Below are 21352 nucleotides of genomic sequence, written 5' to 3' on the forward strand. Positions count from 1 at the left end.
AAATAACCGTCTAAAATATCAAATTGGGCAATTGACAATAAAAATAATTGCCCAATGCGTACATGTTAAATTGCCGAAACTATCAAGGTAAATGGCTGAACATGACATTGTTTTTGTGTTTATCCACACCTAGTATAAAAGAAAATTTGAACAAATTGAGTAAAAATTATTATGCCATCTGCACTAAAGGGATTGAAAGTCCTAGATTTTTCCACATTATTACCCGGTCCATTTGCCAGTATGTATCTAGCAGACATGGGTGCAGAAGTGATCCATGTTGAATCTCCAACGCGTCCAGATCTTGTAAGGATTATGCCACCCTATGCCAATGGTCAAGCCACTGCACACAGTTATCTCAACCGAAATAAGCAGTCGATTGCACTAGATTTGAAAGATGCGGCAAATATTGAACTGATCAAAAATAAAATTTCTGAGTTTGATATTGTGCTTGAGCAGTTCCGTCCCGATGTAATGCGCCGTCTAGGTTTGGATTATGAAACCTTGGCAGAGATAAATCCACGTTTAATTTATTGTTCGATTACGGGCTATGGTCAAACGGGAGGATATAAGGATCGAGCGGGGCATGATATCAATTATTTAGCGCTTGCAGGTATTTCAGGTCATAGTGGACGTCAAGATAGTGGGCCACCGCCACTGGGGATTCAAATTGCTGATGTTGCAGGTGGTTCTCTACATGCGGTGATTGGAATCTTAGCCGCAGTTGTCGAGCGGCAGCGCAGTGGTTTAGGACAATATATAGATATTTCCATGACCGATTGTGTGGCGAGTTTAAATAGTATGGCGGCTTCAGCCATTCTTGCTGGGAAAACACCACAAGCACCTGAAGCAGGAATGTTAAACGGTGCGAGTTTCTATGACTATTATGAAACTAAAGATGGTCGCTATTTTTCTGTAGGCAGTTTAGAACCACAGTTTATGGCGGGTTTAGCAGCAGCATTAGAGCTACCTATTTTGATGGCAAAAGGCACATCATTTGATCCAGAAGATCGTCAAACAGTAAAACAAGCTTTAAAAGATAAATTTAAAACTCAAGACTTCGCAGTTTGGCAGTCAATATTTCAGGCCTTAGATATTTGCGTAGAACCTGTATTGAGTCTTGATGAGGCATTGGTATCGACAATTGCTCAACAACGCGGTTGGGTCGTGGATGTTCCGGTATCTGAGAATGCTGAACAGACCGAACCTCAATTGGGTTGTCCGATTCAATTTTCTCGCTCCAAAATGCAATATACTTTTATTGGTCAGGGCTTGGGAGAGGGTAAATGGTAGAAAATATGTGCATATAATCACTGATTGTTAAAATATTGTACAGATTGTTAACATTTTGAATAAATTGTTATTTAAAAATCGGAGTAACCTTTTATAGACAATAACATAAAAGGTTACGTAAACATGACAATCTCTAAATCTATGATTGTTTCTTGTTTATCCGTTCTATCATTGAGTCTTTTTTCACATCATACTCAAGCAGCCGCAGCATTTGATCCAAATGGCCAGTGGATGTTTGGTGATTGGAACGGTCAACGCACGGCGTTACAAGAACAGGGTTATCAGTTTTCTGCAGATTACACGGGTGAATTCGCGGGAATTTTAGACTCCAAACAGCATTCTAGTCATGGTAGTGAATATACTGGTCAACTTGCCTTAGGTACACATCTTGATCTAAATAAAATTTTAGGTTGGGAAGATACCGAAGCACAACTCACTTTAACTTATCGTGATGGTCAGTCTTTGTCACAAACTGCAAATGGTCTGCAAGGACACTTAAGTTCTGCACAAGAAGTCTGGGGACGTGGTCAAACTTGGCGCTTAACTGAATTGTGGATCAAAAAGAAATTTTTAGATCAAGCGCTGGATATTAAGGTTGGTCGTTTTGGCGAAGGTGCGGATTTCAACAGTTTTGATTGTGATTTCCAAAACTTAGCGCTATGTGGTTCACAAGTCGGTAACTGGGTTGGCGACCAATGGTATAACTGGCCAGTGAGTCAGTGGGCATTGCGTGTGAAATACAATTTACAGCCTGACCTTTATGCGCAAATTGGGGCATATGAATATAACCCTGAAAACTTACAGCGCGGCAAGGGCTTCAACTTAAGTACTGATGGCTCACATGGCGCGATTATTCCCGCAGAACTTGTTTGGACACCAAAGTTAGGTGCGCTTGCTTTAGCTGGTGAGTACCGTTTTGGCTATTACTACAGTACAGCGGATGCAGAAGAAATTGCGAATCCAGCGAAAACTTCACATAAGCAGGGTGGTTGGTTTACTGCCAAGCAACAGTTAACCCGTCATGATGGTCAATCTGATCGTGGTCTAACAGGTTTCGTCAATGTCACGGTGCATGATTCTAAAACCAACTCAGTCAAAGACATGCAAAATGTCGGTTTGATTTATAAAGGCTTACTTGATCAACGTCCCCAAGACGAACTTGCTTTGGGTGTTGCGCGTATTCATGCCAATGACAAAAACAACAGTTTATTGAATGAAGAATACAACACTGAATTGTATTACGGCATTCATGCGACTAACTGGCTAACCATTCGACCAAATATTCAATATGTACACCATGTGGGTGCATTGAAGAATGGCGATAAAACGTGGGTTGGCGGCATTAAGTTCCAAACTATTTTCTAATTCTACATTCGAAAAATTTTGCAGATTTGATTCATCTATTGGGTGAGATCTGCAAGGTTTTTCGTTGTGATTTGAACTCGACCATTCGCAAGATTGATTGTCTTGTTGATGGACCTCAAAATACAAAAGATGCAAGGTGATCGTATGAATCAATCTGCTTCAAAATCGGGGCTTAGAACATTGACGGTAATAATTCTTGCCCTCATTGCATTGTTCTTGCTCGTTGGCGGTATCTGGCTCGCAGCAATCGGCGGGTCTTTTTATTATGTAATTGCTGGTGTGTTGTTGCTTATCGTAGCAGTGCAACTGTATAAGCGCGCATCTGGACCTTTATGGGTTTATGCAGCTTTGATGTTAGGCAGTGTGGTGTGGGGTGTTTGGGAAGTTGGTACTGACTTTTGGGCACTAGCACCACGTCTAGATATATTAGGTATATTAGGCTTGTGGCTTTTAGTTCCTGCGGTAACGCGAGGAATTGATAATCTGACCTCAAGTAAAGTTGCATTATCCTCTACTTTGGCGATTGCTATCGTGGTAATGGTGTATTCGATCTTTAATGATCCACAAGAAATCAATGGTGTGATCGAAACACCGCAACCTGAACAAGCAAAAGCGCTTGAAGGGATTGCACCTGAGGATTGGCCAGCTTATGGTCGTAGCCAAGGTGGCGAGCGTTATTCTCCACTTGCACAGATTAATGACCAAAATGTCAAAGATTTGAAAGTTGCTTGGACTTTCCGTACTGGTGATTTTAGAACCGAAAATGATTCAGGTGAAACCACCAATCAGGTTACACCGATCAAAATTGGTAATAATCTGTTTATGTGTACGCCACATCAGCATTTAATTGCGATTGATCCTGCAACTGGTCAAGAAAAATGGCGCTTTGATCCAAAACTGAAAACGGATAAAACCTTCCAACACTTAACCTGTCGTGGTGTGATGTACTACGATGCGGATAATACCACCAAGTTTGCAACAAGCTTACAGGCTAAAAAATCAAGTTCGACAGAATGTCCGCGTAAAGTCTTTGTTCCTGTCAATGATGGTCGTTTGGTTGCGGTCAATGCAGATACGGGTAAAGCATGCTCTGACTTTGGTGACAATGGTGAAGTCGATTTACAAGCCTTTATGCCTTTTGCCTATCCGGGTGGCTATAACCCGACTTCACCGGGAGTTGTATCAGGTACAACTGTAGTGATTGCAGGCTCTGTGACAGATAACCACTCGAATAAAGAACCATCTGGTGTCATTCGTGGTTATGATGTAAATACAGGTAAATTGCTGTGGGCATTTGATACTGGTGCTGAAAATCCAAATGCATTGCCAGGTGAGGGTGGAACTTTTGTTCACAACTCTCCGAATGCATGGGCGCCACTTGCCTATGACGCAAAACTTGATATTGTCTACGTGCCGACAGGTGTGGGTACCCCTGATATTTGGGGTGGAGATCGTACTGAGTTAAAAGAGCGTTATGCCAACTCCATGCTCGCAATTAACGCAACTACAGGTAAGTTGGTCTGGCATTTCCAAACCACACATCATGATTTGTGGGATATGGATGTACCATCGCAACCTTCGCTCGCTGATATTCAAGATAAATCTGGTCAAACCATTCCTGCGATTTATGTATTAACAAAAACAGGTAATGTATTTGTGTTAGATCGCCGTACTGGTGAGACTGTTGTACCGATTAATGAGAAACCAGTACCGCAAACAGTGAAATGGGGACCACAAACCAAAGGTGAGTTTTACTCAAAAACTCAGCCGTTCTCTGACTTTAATTTAGCACCGAAAGATAAGTTAACTGATAAAGACATGTGGGGTGCCACGATGTTTGATCAGCTCATGTGTCGTGTGAAATTTAAACGTCTGAACTACGATGGTATTTATACGCCACCATCTGAAAATGGCACTTTGGTTTTCCCGGGTAACTTAGGTGTGTTTGAGTGGGGCGGCATGTCAGTCAATGCGGATCGTCAAGTTGCAGTCATGAATCCAATTGGCTTACCGTTTGTAAGTCGTTTAATACCAGCAGACCCAAATCGTCAAGCGGTTGCGCGTGGTGCGGGTACTGAACACGGTATGCAGCCAATGTATGGTACGCCTTATGGTGTTGATATTAGCCCGTTCCTCTCACCATTTGGCTTGCCATGTAAGCAACCAGCTTGGGGCTTTGTCGCTGGTGTTGACTTGAAGACCCATGATGTGGTTTGGAAGAAACGTATCGGTACGATTCGTGATAGTTTGCCAACGTTATTCCAATTACCACCTGTGAAAATTGGTGTGCCGGGATTAGGCGGTCCAATGTCGACTGCGGGTAATGTGATGTTCGTTGCAGCGACACAAGATAATTACATTCGCGCATTTAATGTCAGTAATGGTGATAAGTTATGGGAAGCGCGTTTACCTGCGGGTGGACAAGCAACACCAATGACATATGAAATTAATGGCAAACAATACGTGGTGATTATGGCTGGTGGACATGGTTCATTTGGTACCAAAATGGGCGACTATCTCGTTGCGTATGCATTGCCAGAGAAAAAATAACTTCTTTTAGAAATAATGTAAGAAAGCCCAGATTCATCTGGGCTTTTTTGTGGGTCGTCATATAGGCTTATCAATAAAACAGTTATTAAATATGCAAAAAAAGCATTTTGTTGATGAAGGAAAGCTGGTTATGCTAGTCGCCTTTATCATGAATTTACTAGCCGTACGCCATGTATTTATATACTGATTTCGATCAACAATTGATTAATCAACGTGTTGCTCAGTTCCGTGATCAAACAGAACGCTATTTAGCGGGAAAATTGACTGAAGATGAGTACCGTCCATTACGTTTGCAAAATGGTTTATATGTGCAACGCTATGCGCCAATGCTGCGTATCGCTGTGCCGTATGGCTTAATGAATTCTAAACAGTTACGTAAACTTGCAGAAATTGCGACTGAATATGACCGTGGTTATGCTCACGTATCAACACGTCAAAATATCCAGTTGAACTGGCCTGCATTAGAAAATGTGCCTGATATTCTTGCTGAACTTGCAACTGTGCAAATGCATGCTGTTCAAACCTCTGGTAACTGTATTCGTAACACCACAACTGACCAATTTGCAGGTGTGGTTGCAGGTGAGGTGGCTGATCCACGTCCGACCTGTGAATTAATTCGCCAGTGGAGTACTTTCCATCCTGAGTTTGCCTTTTTACCTCGTAAATTCAAGATCGCTGTTTCTGCTTTAGAAGAAAAAGATCGCGCGGCAACTGCATTCCACGATATTGGTATTTATCTGGTACGTAATGAAGCAGGCGAAATGGGTTATAAAATTATGGTTGGTGGTGGTTTAGGTCGTACACCAATTATTGGTAATGTCATTCGTGAATTTTTACCACGTGAAGATTTGATTGCTTATTTAGAGGCAACCTTACGTGTCTACAACTTACATGGTCGACGTGATAACAAGTATAAAGCGCGTATCAAAATCTTAGTTAAAGCATTAACGCCTGAAGTATTTGCACAAAAAGTTGAAGCTGAATTTGAACACACCCGTGAAGCATTAAAGATTCAACCTGAAATCTTGAAAAAGTTAGATCAAGAATTCACGCCATTTGATTATCAAGCTTTAGAAGACCAAGATTTTACTGCATTGTTTGCTGAGTATCCAAAATTCAAACAATGGTTTAACGTCAACACCAATGCCCATAAGGTTAAAGGCTATCGTATCGTGACGATTTCTTTGAAACGGGCAGGTATTGCACCAGGTGATGTAACTTCTGAAGAAATGAACTTAATCGCAGATTTAGCGGATAAGTATACTTTTGGTGAGTTCCGTACCACACACGAACAGAATATTTCACTGGTTGATGTTCCACAAAAAGATTTGTTCGAATTGTGGCAAACACTTGACCAGAACGATATGGCGCGTGCGCATATTGGTTTTATTACGGACATCATTTGCTGTCCGGGTGGTGATTTCTGTTCATTGGCAAATGCCAAATCGATTCCAATTTCAGAAGCGATTACACGTCGTTTTGATGACTTAGATACTGTTTACAATCTAGGCGAACTTGATCTGAATATCTCTGGTTGTATGAATGCCTGTGGTCATCACCATGTCGGTAATATCGGAATCCTCGGTGTCGATAAAAAAGGTGCAGAGTTCTATCAAATCACTTTAGGTGGTCATGCAGATCATGATGCATCGATTGGTGATATTTTAGGGCCATCTTTTGCTGCGGACGTTGTCCCTGATGTGATTGAAGAGATTTTGAATACTTATCTTGATTTACGTACAGAAGGTGAGCGTTTTATCGATACCTATCGTCGTGTGGGGATTCAACCATTTAAGGAGCGTGCTTATGCTTAATACAACGCTACAAGTGCTTTCTAAAGATTGCACCATTGCCGACAATACTTATCAAGTCATCGCTGAAGATGGTGTGATTCCTCAAGGTGATGTGGTTGTAACAACTGCGCAAATCGATCAATTGGCAAATATACAAGGTAAAAAAGCACTTTATTTGACCGTGAATGATTCTCCTGAAACGCATCAATTTCCATTAAATGATTTTGATGCCATTTTCATTGAGTTTGCTGGCTTTAACGATGGTCGTGGTTATTCATTTGCTGCGTTATTGCGTCGTCAAGGTTACCAAGGTGAATTACGTGCGGTGGGCGATATCTTTAAGGATGTTTTAAATTATTTAAAACGCTCTGGATTCGATACCTTTGTTGTGAAAGAAGGTAAGGATATTCATGAAGCGGCTGCTGGGCTTCAAGATTTTACCAATCCTTATCAAGCTTCGACGGCTGTACCACAAGCAAGTTATCAGACTGGTGCATAAGTCGTCTGAAAATAAAAAAAGCTGAACTACGGTTCAGCTTTTTTTATGGATGGATAGTCGGATGAAATCATCAGCAGGATGTTGGTAGAGGGTTATTCACCGTCAAGTTGACAGTTCACCATCCATTTCACGCCAAATTGATCGGTAAAAGCACCATACAGTGCGCCCCAAAAGGTCTGTTCTAGCGGCATTTCGATTTGGCCATTGACAGAAAGGGCATCAAATAAACGTTTAGCCTCATCCATTTCATCCGCATCTAAATTGATGGATATATAGTGATTATTCCCTTGCGTAAATACACTGTTTGGGGCACAAAATTGATCATTTGTATCTGAAGCCATAAGTACCGTGAAGTCATTGATCGGTAAAGAGACATGGAGAATGGAGTTTTTTTCTTCTTCGGTGAACGTCACACCTTCTTCCGGTGGTAAGTCACCATAGCGGCTGATCATTGCAAATTCACCACCAAAAACTGATTTGTAAAAGTTAAATGCTTGTTCGGTTTGTCCTTGAAAATTTAAATAATGATTCAGTTGCATAGGATAGCTCCATTGTTGTTTTTTTATACAATGCATAACATAGCGGGAATTTAACGATTGGTTGATTATTATTTTGTAATTCTGAAAATAAAAGATCCTGCATGAAGCAAGACCTTTTATAGAATCGGTTAGAACTTAGATCAATTCGATCGCAACCGCCGTTGCTTCACCACCACCGATACAAAGTGCCGCAACACCTTTCTTACCGCCAGTACGTTTAAGCGCATGGATCAGTGTCAGGATGATACGTGAACCTGTAGAACCCACAGGGTGACCAAGTGCACATGCACCACCATTGATATTGACTTTTTCTGCATCGAGTTTGAAATCATCGATTGGGCACATAGTGACCATTGCAAACGCTTCATTGATTTCCCATAGATCAACGTCTTGTGCATCCCAACCTGCCTTTTTCAAGACTTTTTCGATTGCACCAACTGGCGCAATGGTAAATTCAGATGGATGTTGAGAGTTTGAAGCCGTTGCTACGATTTTTGCTAAAGGTTGTAAACCACGCTGAGCAGCAACATCACTTGATGTTAATACTAAAGCAGATGCACCATCAGAAATTGAGCTGGCATTGGCTGCTGTGATCGTTCCATCTTTCGCAAAAGCAGGTTTTAAACTTGGAATTTTATCAATTTTTGCATTTAAAGGCTGTTCATCTTGATCAACCACAACATCACCTTTGCGGCTCGATACGGTGACTGCAACGATTTCGTCTTTGAAATAGCCTTCAGTAATGGCTTTTTGTGCACGCTTCAATGAACGGATAGCAAAGTCATCCATTTGCTCACGTGTATAACTGCGCTTGTTTGCCATATCTTGCGCAAATGAACCCATTAAACGACCAGTTTCAGCATCTTCTAAACCATCCAAGAACATGTGATCTTTAATTTCACCATGTCCCATGCGATAACCGGCACGCGCTTTTGGTAAAACATAAGGTGCGTTGGTCATTGACTCCATACCGCCCGCAACAACGATTTCTGCACTGCCAGCTTTAATCATATCGGCTGCTTGCATGACGGCTTTCATGCCTGAACCACACAGTTTATTGATGGTCACGGCACCTGTAGAGTCTGGCAGACCTGCTTTACGCATTGCTTGGCGAGCAGGGCCTTGTTTTAAGCCTGCTGGTAAAACGCAACCCATGATGACTTCTTCTACATCAGTGGGTTGTAGGCCTGAGCGAGCAATTGCTTCTTTAATTGTGATTGCACCTAATTCAGGTGTAGTTGCGCTTGATAATGCACCTTGGAAGCCGCCCATTGCTGTACGAGCGCCGTTGACAATTACGATGTCAGTCATTATGTGTCTCCAGACTTTATAGTTTGTAGCAAATAATTCGTTTGCAGAGAATGTTCAAAACCTATGCAGTATAGTAAAAAAAAGCAATGAAGAAAGTGTTTTACATCGCTTAAGCTAGACTGAACAGTTCTTAGCAAGTGGCTAGAGGTTCAGGGGTAATTTGACCCATTTGGCTTAATTTTATTCGCGTATGATATTTGGGGGAATTTGCACAATAAAAGAAACTGCCATTTGAACCTCTCGGTAACCCACTATCGCCTTGGAAAGTAATCGAATTGATTCTTAGTGTACCTCTCCAGTCTAAGCTTCCATATTTATAGTTGAGTGGTGTGGCGTAGAGGAGGGTCTCACTGGGATCACGTTGTCGATTGTTATTTGTATCAATGAAGCTTATAAATCCTTTATTCCAATCCCGATCACAGGTCAATAAATCTTGACTTGCGCACAGCGTCACATTTCTTCGATAGGTTTGTGCATCAGATTTTGATTTTTGTATATGAATTGTGAGTGTTCTTTTGAGTTGAATGGCTTCATTTGACATCATTAAGTCATTAAAATGGGGTAGACTGAGACACACTAAAATTGCAAAAATTGCGATACACGTGATTAATTCACTGATTGTGAGACCTAAAATTTTAAACATTGTTTGACCCATATAATATTTCTGTAATTTTTTTATTAACAAAGTGTTAAGTAAAGACTGTATTTATTCGGTTAAGTTTAGTATTTAGACAAACTAATGATTACTTCGTACTGCAAAGACTGCTAAAATCAAAGACAGTGAACAATAAGCTATTCTCTCTATCGCTTTGAATTAAAAATTACTGAACTACAACGGAAATTGTAAGAAAATTTGTCAATAATTTACGAGGTTAAGGTTATCAAGCACTTGGAAAATTCATCAAGTGTTTGTATGATTCAAAGTGAAGTGAATAGCTTAAAAAAAATACTGTAGAACATACCTTGTTCTCAGGGGCCAAAAATCATAGGCTGAGCTTGAACAACAAACAATTGTTATCTCTGGAGGATATCCATGAAATTGAGTCGTATCGCACTTGCTATGCTTGTTGCTGCTCCCTTAGCTGCTGCTAATGCGGGTGTAACAATTACTCCATTATTGCTTGGTTACACATTCCAAGACACTAAACACAACAATGGTGGTGATCATTTAACTACTAGCGGTGAATTACAAGACGATTTATTCGTTGGTGCTGCTATCGGTGTGGAATTAACACCTTGGTTAGGTTTTGAAGTTGAATATAACCAAGTTAAAGGCGACGTAGATAGCGCTGCTGCTAACTCTGAATATAAGCAACAACAAATCAACGGTAACTTCTATGTTACTTCTGATTTGATCACTAAAAACTATGACAGCAAAATCAAACCTTATGTTTTATTAGGTGCTGGTCACTATAAATACTCGTTCACCGATGCAACTGATACTCAGTTAGGTCGTGCTGGTCGTGGTTTGAAAGAAGAAGGTACTTTAGGTAATGCTGGTATCGGTGCTTTCTGGCGCTTGAACGATGCTTTATCTCTTCGTACTGAAGCTCGTGGTACTTATAACATCGATGAAGACTTCTGGAACTATACAGCACTTGCTGGTTTAAACGTAGTTCTTGGTGGTCACTTGAAGCCTGCTGCGCCAGTCGTAGAAGTTGCTCCAGTTGAACCAACTCCAGTTGCTCCACAGCCACAAGAGTTGACCGAAGATCTTAACATGGAACTTCGTGTATTCTTTGATACAAACAAATCAGACATCAAGCCACAATATAAGTCTGAAATTGCGAAAGTAGCAGAGAAGTTAGCTGAGTACCCGAATGCGACTGCTCGTATTGAAGGTCACACAGATAACACTGGTCCACGTGCATTAAACGAACGTTTATCATTGGCTCGTGCTAACTCTGTTAAATCATCACTTGTAAATGAATACAACGTTGATGCATCTCGTTTGTCAACTCAAGGTTTCGCTTGGGATCAACCGATTGCTGACAACAAAACTAAAGAAGGTCGTGCTATGAACCGTCGCGTATTCGCTGCGATTTCTGGTAGCCGTACTGTTTTAGTTCAACCAGGTCAATAATTTCAAGTTATTGAAATTATAAAAAAGCGACTCGTTTGAGTCGCTTTTTTTATGGATATAAACGTTTTGTGGTATTGATGTAAAAGTAAACATAATGGCTAAAAACTAGAATAATCTTGTCTTAATGCTGGATAGATTGTGAGGACTATTTAGTTTTATTAAAAAAAATTATGATATCTTGTTAATGTTTTGATTAAAAAGTGATAATCTCTCACAGCTTTATTGGGTATTGTCAGATTAGCGTTTTCTAGATTTTTGGAAGAGAAATAAGTCGTTTTTCTGTGGCTGCTAGCTAAATGGTATTAAATACTTGGAAAATTGACTGGGTATTTGTATGATTCAACATAAAGTGAATACCTGAAAAAGATACAACAAGGCTATTTCTCAGTATTCAAAATTGATTAAGTTTAGAAAACAAACAAATTTTTTTTTTGGAGGTTATCCATGAAATTGAGTCGTATTGCACTTGCTATGCTTGTTGCTGCTCCTTTAGCTGCTGCTAATGCGGGCGTAACAATTACTCCATTATTGCTTGGTTACACATTCCAAGACAGTAAGCACAACAATGGTTCTGAAAACTTAACTAGCAGCGCTGAATTACAAGACGATTTATTCGTTGGTGCTGCTATTGGTGTGGAATTAACACCTTGGTTAGGTTTTGAAGTTGAATATAACCAAGTTAAAGGCGACGTTGATGGCGCTGCTGCTAACTCTGAATATAAGCAACAACAAATCAATGGTAACTTCTATGTTACTTCTGATTTGATCACTAAAAACTATGACAGCAAAATCAAACCTTATGTTTTATTAGGTGCTGGTCACTATAAATACTCGTTCACCGATGCAACTGATACTCAGTTAGGTCGTGCTGGTCGTGGTTTGAAAGAAGAAGGTACTTTAGGTAATGCTGGTATCGGTGCTTTCTGGCGCTTGAACGATGCTTTATCTCTTCGTACTGAAGCTCGTGGTACTTATAACATCGATGAAGACTTCTGGAACTATACAGCACTTGCTGGTTTAAACGTAGTTCTTGGTGGTCACTTGAAGCCTGCTGCGCCAGTCGTAGAAGTTGCTCCAGTTGAACCAACTCCAGTTGCTCCACAGCCACAAGAGTTGACCGAAGATCTTAACATGGAACTTCGTGTATTCTTTGATACAAACAAATCAGACATCAAGCCACAATATAAGTCTGAAATTGCGAAAGTAGCAGAGAAGTTAGCTGAGTACCCGAATGCGACTGCTCGTATTGAAGGTCACACAGATAACACTGGTCCACGTGCATTAAACGAACGTTTATCATTGGCTCGTGCTAACTCTGTTAAATCATCACTTGTAAATGAATACAACGTTGATGCATCTCGTTTGTCAACTCAAGGTTTCGCTTGGGATCAACCGATTGCTGACAACAAAACTAAAGAAGGTCGTGCTATGAACCGTCGCGTATTCGCTGCGATTTCTGGTAGCCGTACTGTTTTAGTTCAACCAGGTCAATAATTTCAAGTTATTGAAATTATAAAAAAGCGACTCGTTTGAGTCGCTTTTTTTATTGTCGATACGCTGTAAATATTCATTTTATTTCTCCTCAGTCTTACTCATTTGATCAAAGGCTATGTCTACCAAACACCTTTATTCAATTGTTGTTTGGCTTGTTGACGATCACGACGGTGTTGTGCGCGTGGCTTTTCTGTTTCGTGAATCCCTCCTTTCTTTAGTAAAGGGGACAAAGCTACAGGATTGCGAACTTTGATTTTTGGCATTTCTTTCAGTTTCATTTGATTATCCTTTGATACATAAAATTTGTTTAAGTGTATGCACGATTTCGATCAGTTCTGATTGGTTTGCCATCACTTGATCAATATCTTTGTATGCGCTTGGGATTTCATCAATCACTCCCGCATCTTTGCGGCATTCAATGCCTTGGGTTTGTTGAATAAGATCCTCTTGGCTAAACAGTAACTTCGCTTTATTGCGACTCATTTTCCGTCCAGCACCATGTGAACATGAGCAGAACGATTCAGGATTGGCCTTGCCTTTGACAATATAAGAGCGTGCTCCCATTGAACCAGGGATAATGCCTAATTCGTTTAAACCTGCTCGAATTGCTCCTTTTCGAGTAATGAATAGATCTTCACCAAAGTGATTTTCCCGACTGACATAGTTGTGGTGGCAATTAATCGCTTCCTTGGTCATTTGAAAGGGTGGTAGAAGTGGACGGATCGCTTCTAGAATTAACCGCATCATTTCGCGACGATTTTCATAAGCATATTCTTGTGCCCATTGCACGGCTTCTACATAGTCATCAAAGCTGTTGGAACCTTCCGCAAAGTAACTTAAATCTTTGTCTGGAACATGACCAAAACGATGTTGAGCTTCTTTCTTCGCCAGTTCAATAAAGTATGTGCCAATCACATTACCTAAACCTCGGCTACCCGAGTGTAACATTACCCAGACGTCCTGATTTTCATCTAAGCACAGTTCAATAAAGTGATTACCTCCACCCAACGTACCGAGCTGTTTCTGCCACGTCGCGTCAAACTTTCTTAACATTCGCACCAAACCCGGATGCTTTTTGATAATGGGTTGTAAGCGCTTTTCCAAAGGAATAATGCTCGAAGCTTTGGCTTTGATCTGTTTATGCAGTTCAAAACCCACAGGAACTTTGCGTTCGATTGCATGTCGCAATGGTGCAAGGTGATCTGGCAATTGTGATGCTTTTAGATTGAGTCGAATCGCATTCATACCGCAGCCAATATCTACCCCGACTGCCGCAGGAATAATGGCGTGCTTGGTGGGAATTACACTACCAACAGTTGCGCCTTTACCGACATGTACATCAGGCATCACTGCAATATGTGAATATATAAATTGCAGTTGTGCCATTTTTTTGAGTTGTTCAATGCTTTCACTATCAATGTCGTTGGTGAAGATTTTCACTGGAACGCCATATAGAGCATCAGCATTCAGTATTTTTTGTATGCCCATTTTCTTATCTCGGTCATTTTATTTTTTTGTCCGAATAGGCATAAAAAAACCTAGCGAATGCTAGGTTTAAATAGACATTCGGACAAGTGATCATGAAGATTTACCACTTGTCCGTGAGGTGACAGTGCCAAATCTTACAATGTGTTTCCTAGTTGTAATGGCATGTGTTGTCCTCCTCTATAATAGTGCCGTTGAAAATATGAGCAGAGATTCTACTCATATTTGCTGTTCAGTCAAGTATAAATCAATGATTTATTCACCTGCTTTCACATTCATATCTTTATAAGCGATTAGTTTGGTCTTATGTTTCCACTTATAACCGAGCCAGATTGCTAAAAATAGAGGAATACTGATATAGGTAGATAAAACTCCAAGCCAATCAATTTTTCCACCGAGCACAGCCTCATAGTTTTGACCAAGGATGATGATTGAGCAAAGAATAAATGCAAACCACGGTGCAAATGGGAAGAACTTGGCGCGATAGGCGAGGTCTTCCAGCTTGTAGCCTTGTAAAATATATCCTTTACGGAAACGATAGTGTGAAATCGCAATCCCTAACCAGACAATAAAGCCACACATACCTGACATATTGAGCAACCAGTTAAAGACTTGCTTTTCGCCCATAAAGGTTGTCAAAAAACATAATGCAGCAACGGCAGTTGTCGCATACAGTGCATTCATCGGTACGCCACGACGATCCAGTTTGGAGAAAAGTTTAGGGGCACGACCTTCACGTGCCATATTCCACAACATACGGGTCGAAGAATACATGCCTGAGTTACCAGCAGACAAAATCGCACTGAGAATGACCGCATTCATCAAACTGGCTGCAAAAGCAAAGCCTGCTTTTTCATACAGTAAGGTGAAAGGTGATAAGGCAATATCTTCACTTGCGGCAGCTTTTAATAGCATTGGATCATCGTAACTGACCAGTGTACCAATGATGAAAATACACAGAATATAGAATAACAGGATACGCCAAAAAATCTGTTTGATTGCTAAAGGAATGGTTTTCTTCGGATCTTTTGATTCACCCGCAGCGACCCCGACCATTTCTGTACCTTGGAAAGAGAATCCCGCAATCATTGCTACACCAATCATGGCTTGCAGACCACCTACAAAGGGCGCGTCTTGATAGGTCCAATTGGAAAAAGCGGCAACATTTGGCGTGAGCATGATTTTAACAATCATGGCAATACCAATGATAATAAAGACGATGATTGCAATCACTTTGATCATGGAGAACCAGAACTCGCTCTCACCAAAGCCTTTAACTGTTAACGAGTTGATCCCAAAAATAATCGCAAGGAAAATCGCACTCCAGTAAAACCCGGGAAGATCTGGGAACCAGAATTTCATGATGAACTGTACAGCGACGAGTTCAAAAGCAACGGTAATGGCCCAGTTATACCAGTAATTCCAACCTAAGGCGAAACCAAAGCCATGCTCAACATAACGACTACCATAAGTGAAAAATGCACCTGATGTTGGGGTGTGTGTTGCCAATTCGCCTAAACTGGTCATCAAGAAATAAATCATCAGACCAATCAGAGCGTAAGCCAGCAATGCACCACCAGGGCCAGCATTTGCAATGGTAGAGCCTGAAGCAAGGAATAAGCCAGTACCAATTGATCCACCAATGGCAATCATATTGAGGTGGCGAGCGCCGAGCTTACGCTGAAGGTGTTGGGGAGCAGATGTCTCGCTCATAAAAATTCCTTAAACTTTATATTTCGCACTGGCATACAGCACCTTGAATCCTTGTTGGTCAGTTTTGATGACACATTGACCAAAGCTTTGTTCAATAAGCGGCTGATAATTCAAAAAACGATTTGCGATGATCCATAATTCACCTGAACGTTTTAGGTGTGATTTTGCAAGCTTGCATAGCGCTTCGCTGGCATCGTAATCGGTATAGATTCCCTGATGGAAAGGCGGATTGCTGACAATCGCAGCCAAATCTTTGGGTGCATCACCAAAGCCTGTTACAGGTTGAAGATGTAACTGATCTAAATTCAGCCCATTTCGCTGAAACGTCATTTCAGTTGACCGTAATGCAAATGCATCAATATCAAGCGCAAAAATTTGTTGCTGTGGATTTAGTTTGGCCAAATATGCACTAATAATCCCAGCACCGCAGCCAAAGTCGGCAATCTTACCCGATTTTACTTGATCAAGGTAAGGAACTAATACGGCCGTTCCAATATCCAAATGATCTTGGCTAAATACACCGGGCAGTGCGCAAACTTCTAAACGATCTTGATTCACTTGTACGGTATAGGTTTTTAACCAGTGATCTAGTGGTTTCAATTGTTCAGTTTTTTCAATTTTCATGTGCCAAAGTTGACAGTGACGTGCACTATCTAATTTCTGTGTTTGACCATACTGCTGTAATTGTTTTGCTGCACGTTCAACCCCACCTTTTTTCTCACCAACGAGAAAAACGTGCTGACCTTGCTGTAAATGGCTGACCACCACATGCAGAATATAGTTCAACAATTCCTTTGATTTAGGCACAAAAATAATGACTTGTTCAAAGACAGCTTTGGGAAATTCAACTGAGAAATGTGATGAAATTCCAGCATTTAAAAAGCCTTGATGCTCAGCAAAGTTCCAAGTCCATACAGATGCCTGTGCTTGGCTGGGTAGTTCTTTGGCGAGTTGATCATTCGGGGCATTAATCAATAAGATATGCCCATTTAAATAATCTTGTTGACGTAAGACGACTTCACTACGTGGATCCATATTGATCTCTCATCAAAACAAAACCCAGTCGTGAAACTGGGTAAGTGTCGAGGTTGGATGATTATTTATGCGTTTCAGGTAAAACTATATTTAAAATCAAAGCGGCAATACCGCCTGTTGCGACACCAGAGCTAAAAATATTTTTAAATAATTCGGGTAGGTGTTCAAGAATCTGTGGAACTTGTGCAACCCCTAGACCTAAAGCTAGAGAAATTGAAATGATTAACAAGGCACGACGATCCAAATGAATACCTGACAGGATATTGATGCCAGAAGCTGCAACAGCACCGAACATAACCATTACCGCGCCGCCTAAAACGGCTTGAGGGACTGCTTGGATCACAGCCGAAACGGCAGGGAATAGACCTAAAATAACCAGTAGTGCAGCAATCCAAAGACCGACATAGCGACTGGCTACACCTGTGAGCTGAATCACCCCGTTATTTTGGGCAAAGACTGAACTTGGGAAGGTATTGAAGATACCTGCTAAAAATGAATTTGCACCATTGACCAGTACGCCACCTTTAATTCGTTGCATCCAAATCGGACCATCAACAGGTTGATTTGAAATTTTACTGGTTGCAGTGACATCACCAATCGCTTCAAGTGAAGTGACTAAATAAATAAATGCCATTGGAATAAATAAGCTCCAAGAAAAGCTTAAACCAAAATGCATCGGGGTAGGAACTTGCACAAGCGGTGCATCATTTAAAACAGAAAAATCTAAATGCCCCATAAATCCTGCAAGAATATAACCGATCACCAAAGCGATCAAAATTGCTGAACTTTTCACCCAAATAATACGAATACGATTCAGCAAAATAATGATGCCAAGTACGGTACATGACATGATTAAATTATCAGCATTGGCGAATGTTTGATTCTGCATCGCGGTATAACCACCACCCATGCTAATCAAACCTTCTTTAATCAAGGTCAAACCAATCAGCAGAACCACGATACCCGTAACCAAAGGCGTAATCAGTTTTTTGACCCAAGGTAAAATGCGTGAAACACCCATTTCGATAAATGAACCTGCAATCACAACCCCGAAAATGGCAGCCATCACTTGTTCAACAGGCGTGCCAGCAGCCACCATTGCACTACCAATACCAATGATTGGGCCAATAAAATTAAAACTTGTCCCCTGAACAATTAATAATCCCGCACCGAAAGGCCCTACTTTTTTACACTGTAAAAAAGTAGCAATGCCTGAAATGATGAGAGACATCGATAAAATCATATTGGTGTCTTCACGGGAGACACCAAGTGCGAGACAAATCAGTAATCCGGGGGTAATAATCGGGACTAAAATGGCTAAAAGATGTTGCAAAGCGGCTAAAAATGCAACAAAAGGTTTCGGGCGATCATTCAGCCCGTAAACAAGATCGAGCTGTTGCTGAGGTAGGGGTTTCGACATGGGAGCATAAAAAAGCGATAAGCATTAGTGGAATATTCTAATAGAGTTGGACTATTTTACCAACGATTCGATTGCAATTCGTCAGAAAAAAAGTTGTCTGTCAATAAACTGTCACTACTAAAGCGTAATATTTTTCTGTATAATTTGCCCTCAAATTTAAAGCGTATTGAATTATACATGTCAGATATTAAAACTCTCCGTAACATTGCCATTATTGCGCACGTCGATCATGGTAAAACGACTCTTGTAGACAAACTTTTACAACAATCAGGTGCTCTTGGTGATCGCGCAGGCGAGATTGAACGTGTTATGGATTCTAACGCGCTTGAGTCTGAACGTGGTATTACCATTCTTGCAAAAAATACTGCAATCAAATGGTTAGATGCACGCACAAACACTGAGTATCGCATCAACATCGTTGACACCCCGGGACACGCCGATTTCGGTGGTGAAGTAGAACGTGTCTTGTCGATGGTCGATTGCGTATTACTTTTGGTTGATGCACAAGAAGGTCCAATGCCACAAACTCGTTTTGTGACACAAAAAGCCTTTGCGCGTGGTTTGAAGCCAATCGTGATTATCAACAAAGTTGACAAGCCAAGCGCACGTTGTGACTGGGTTATCGATCAAGTATTTGATTTATTTGATAACCTTGGTGGTTCTGACGAACAGTTAGACTTCCCAATCGTTTATGCATCAGGTCTTCGTGGTGTTGCTGGTCCTTCACCTGAAGAACTTGCTGACGATATGACGCCATTGTTCCAAACCGTTGTAGATATCGTTGAGCCACCAGCAGTAGATGTTGATGGTCCATTCCAAATGCAGATTTCTTCACTTGACTATAACAGTTTTGTTGGTGTAATCGGTGTTGGTCGTATTCAACGTGGTTCAGTTAAATTGAACACACAAGTAACTGTAATCGATAAAGAAGGTAAGACGCGTAATGGTCGTATCTTAAAAATTATGGGTTACCATGGTTTAGAACGTGTTGATATTACCGAAGCAAACGCTGGTGACATCGTTTGCGTAACTGGTATCGACGCACTTAACATTTCTGACACTATTTGTGATCCGAAAGCTGTTGAAGCTTTACCGCCATTGTCTGTCGATGAGCCGACTGTTTCGATGACATTCCAAGTAAACAATTCACCGTTTGCTGGTAAAGAAGGTAAGTTTGTAACATCACGTAACATTCGTGAGCGTCTTGATCGTGAATTGATTCATAACGTTGCACTTCGTGTAGAAGATACTGATAGTCCAGACCGTTTTAAAGTGTCTGGTCGTGGTGAGCTTCATCTTTCTGTATTGATCGAAAACATGCGTCGTGAAGGCTTTGAGATGGGCGTATCACGTCCACAAGTGATCATGAAAGAAATCGATGGTGTGAAACACGAGCCATTCGAAAACGTGACTTTTGACGTTGAAGAACAGCATCAAGGTTTCGTTATGGAACAAATGGGTTTCCGTAAAGGCGAAATGACCAATATGGAAGTTGACGGCAAAGGTCGTATGCGTATTGAGGCAACTGTTCCTTCACGCGGTTTGATTGGTTTCCGTTCAGAATACCTAACCATGACTTCTGGTACGGGTATCATGACGTCAAGCTTCTCGCATTATGGTCCTGCAAAACAAGGTACTGTCGCACAACGTCAAAACGGTGTTCTAGTTTCTATGGTTCAAGGCGTATGCTTGGGCTATGCATTGTTCACATTGCAAGACCGCGGTCGTTTATTCGCTAAGCCACAGCTTGAAGTCTATGAAGGTATGATCGTAGGTATTAACTCACGTTCTGACGACATGGCTGTTAACCCAACTAAAGCGAAACAGTTAACCAACGTACGTGCATCTGGTACAGACGAAGCGTTAACGTTAGTTCCTGCAATTGAATTCACGCTTGAACAGGCACTTGAATTCATTGAAGATGATGAATTAGTTGAAGTAACACCTAAATCTATTCGTATTCGTAAACGTTATCTTACTGAAGGCGAACGTAAGCGTAACCGTGGTAAATAATTTTTCTTAACAGAAAAGTGAAAAACCGCTAAATTTATTTAGCGGTTTTTTTATTGCAAAAAATAAAACAACGAGCGTGCTTAAATTCATCTTTTTATTAAAATAAAATATGTTGTTAAAGTGTGAAATAACTTTCATTTTTTTGAAAAAATATTAAATTATCAACTATATGGCTGGTCGCTGTGCCTGTGTAATAAACAATGCAAAAACAGGGCACGACAAAATTCAACTCTGGAGAGTTAAGATGAGTATTATTCAAGAATTTAAAGAATTTGCTGTAAAAGGCAATGTAATGGATCTCGCCATTGGTGTGATCATCGGTGGGGCTTTTGGTAAAATCATTGATTCAATGGTCAAAGATCTTTTGATGCCAATTATCTCATGGATATTGGGTGGCGATGTCGACTACACCAACTGGTTTGTCGTATTGGGAGATAACCCGAATAGTATTAGTAATCTTGCAGCAGCCCAAGAAGCCGGTTTAAATGTGTTTGCGTATGGTAATTTTATTACTGTACTTATTAACTTCTTATTATTAGCATGGGTGGTTTTCTTATTAGTGAAGGTGATGAACCGTCTACGCAAACAAGAAGAAGCTGCACCAGCAGAACCAGCACCAACACCAGAAGATGTTCAATTGTTACGTGAAATTCGTGATGAGCTAAAAAAACAGGGCTAAATTAGCTTTAAACAAAAAACGGCACTTAAGATGCCGTTTTTTATGGCTATTCGTTTCGGGGAGAGCTGGCGATATAGATTTGA

At 40.8% G+C, this 21352-nt stretch carries 17 protein-coding genes; 9 read left to right on the forward strand and 8 right to left on the reverse strand.

Annotated features, from left to right (window positions below; translation table 11 throughout):
* The first annotated feature begins 171 nt into the window (after positions 1-171).
* The 5 genes from MMO38_RS00820 (at position 172) to MMO38_RS00840 (ending at position 7497) form a co-directional block, all read left to right on the forward strand.
* On the forward strand, positions 172-1290 hold the full coding sequence (locus MMO38_RS00820) for a CaiB/BaiF CoA-transferase family protein (RefSeq protein ID WP_241322114.1): 1119 nt from the start codon (positions 172-174) through the stop codon (positions 1288-1290).
* A 144-nt stretch (positions 1291-1434) separates the two neighbouring features.
* Positions 1435-2655: a carbohydrate porin gene (locus MMO38_RS00825; RefSeq protein ID WP_241322271.1), complete on the forward strand. Its 1221-nt coding sequence runs from the start codon at positions 1435-1437 to the stop codon at positions 2653-2655.
* A gap of 144 nt (positions 2656-2799) precedes the next feature.
* A complete protein-coding gene (locus MMO38_RS00830; RefSeq protein WP_034595440.1) occupies positions 2800-5205 on the forward strand; it encodes a glucose/quinate/shikimate family membrane-bound PQQ-dependent dehydrogenase in 2406 nt (801 codons plus the stop codon).
* A 170-nt stretch (positions 5206-5375) separates the two neighbouring features.
* On the forward strand, positions 5376-7019 hold the full coding sequence (locus MMO38_RS00835) for a nitrite/sulfite reductase (protein WP_241322115.1): 1644 nt from the start codon (positions 5376-5378) through the stop codon (positions 7017-7019).
* Positions 7012-7497, forward strand: coding sequence for a DUF934 domain-containing protein (locus tag MMO38_RS00840; protein ID WP_241322117.1), 486 nt, complete (start codon positions 7012-7014; stop codon positions 7495-7497). The genes MMO38_RS00835 and MMO38_RS00840 overlap by 8 nt, the downstream gene beginning before the upstream one ends.
* Before the next feature lie 92 nt (positions 7498-7589).
* Here the strand turns inward: MMO38_RS00840 and MMO38_RS00845 are convergent, their stop codons facing one another.
* The 3 genes from MMO38_RS00845 to MMO38_RS00855 all read right to left on the reverse strand — a co-directional run bounded on the left by MMO38_RS00845 (position 7590) and on the right by MMO38_RS00855 (position 9990).
* Positions 7590-8036: a VOC family protein gene (locus MMO38_RS00845; RefSeq protein WP_241322118.1), complete on the reverse strand. Its 447-nt coding sequence runs from the start codon at positions 8034-8036 to the stop codon at positions 7590-7592.
* A gap of 135 nt (positions 8037-8171) precedes the next feature.
* A complete protein-coding gene (locus MMO38_RS00850; RefSeq protein WP_241322120.1) occupies positions 8172-9347 on the reverse strand; it encodes a thiolase family protein in 1176 nt (391 codons plus the stop codon).
* A gap of 130 nt (positions 9348-9477) precedes the next feature.
* Entirely contained in the window at positions 9478-9990 is a 513-nt protein-coding gene (locus tag MMO38_RS00855) for a GspH/FimT family pseudopilin (protein ID WP_241322122.1), read from the reverse strand.
* Between the two features lie 390 nt (positions 9991-10380).
* Between MMO38_RS00855 and omp38 (MMO38_RS00860) the strand changes: the two genes are divergently transcribed.
* Positions 10381-11430, forward strand: coding sequence for an outer membrane protein Omp38 (gene omp38 / locus MMO38_RS00860; RefSeq protein ID WP_241322123.1), 1050 nt, complete (start codon positions 10381-10383; stop codon positions 11428-11430).
* A gap of 444 nt (positions 11431-11874) precedes the next feature.
* Complete coding sequence (omp38, locus tag MMO38_RS00865; protein WP_241322124.1) at positions 11875-12924, forward strand: outer membrane protein Omp38; 1050 nt, start codon at positions 11875-11877, stop codon at positions 12922-12924.
* 119 nt (positions 12925-13043) lie between these two features.
* Here the strand turns inward: omp38 (MMO38_RS00865) and MMO38_RS00870 are convergent, their stop codons facing one another.
* The 5 genes from MMO38_RS00870 to MMO38_RS00890 form a co-directional block, all read right to left on the reverse strand.
* A complete protein-coding gene (locus MMO38_RS00870; RefSeq protein ID WP_004669472.1) occupies positions 13044-13202 on the reverse strand; it encodes a hypothetical protein in 159 nt (52 codons plus the stop codon).
* 4 nt (positions 13203-13206) lie between these two features.
* Complete coding sequence (locus tag MMO38_RS00875) at positions 13207-14412, reverse strand: RtcB family protein (RefSeq protein ID WP_241322126.1); 1206 nt, start codon at positions 14410-14412, stop codon at positions 13207-13209.
* Between the two features lie 252 nt (positions 14413-14664).
* On the reverse strand, positions 14665-16122 hold the full coding sequence (locus MMO38_RS00880) for an amino acid permease (protein WP_241322128.1): 1458 nt from the start codon (positions 16120-16122) through the stop codon (positions 14665-14667).
* Positions 16123-16131: 9 nt separating this feature from the next.
* A complete protein-coding gene (locus MMO38_RS00885) occupies positions 16132-17157 on the reverse strand; it encodes a methyltransferase (protein WP_241322130.1) in 1026 nt (341 codons plus the stop codon).
* Between the two features lie 61 nt (positions 17158-17218).
* Entirely contained in the window at positions 17219-18577 is a 1359-nt protein-coding gene (locus tag MMO38_RS00890; RefSeq protein WP_005195391.1) for a uracil-xanthine permease family protein, read from the reverse strand.
* Positions 18578-18754: 177 nt separating this feature from the next.
* On the opposite strand from MMO38_RS00890, the gene typA reads away from it, so the two are divergent.
* Positions 18755-20590 carry a translational GTPase TypA gene (typA, locus tag MMO38_RS00895; protein ID WP_005195392.1) on the forward strand — a complete coding sequence of 612 codons (1836 nt, stop codon included), beginning with the start codon at positions 18755-18757 and terminating at the stop codon, positions 20588-20590.
* Between the two features lie 244 nt (positions 20591-20834).
* Entirely contained in the window at positions 20835-21269 is a 435-nt protein-coding gene (gene mscL, locus MMO38_RS00900; protein ID WP_004640655.1) for a large conductance mechanosensitive channel protein MscL, read from the forward strand.
* Positions 21270-21352: the final 83 nt, after the last annotated feature.

The sequence above is a fragment of the Acinetobacter sp. NIPH 1852 genome, assembly GCF_022549455.1.
GTDB lineage: Bacteria > Pseudomonadota > Gammaproteobacteria > Pseudomonadales > Moraxellaceae > Acinetobacter.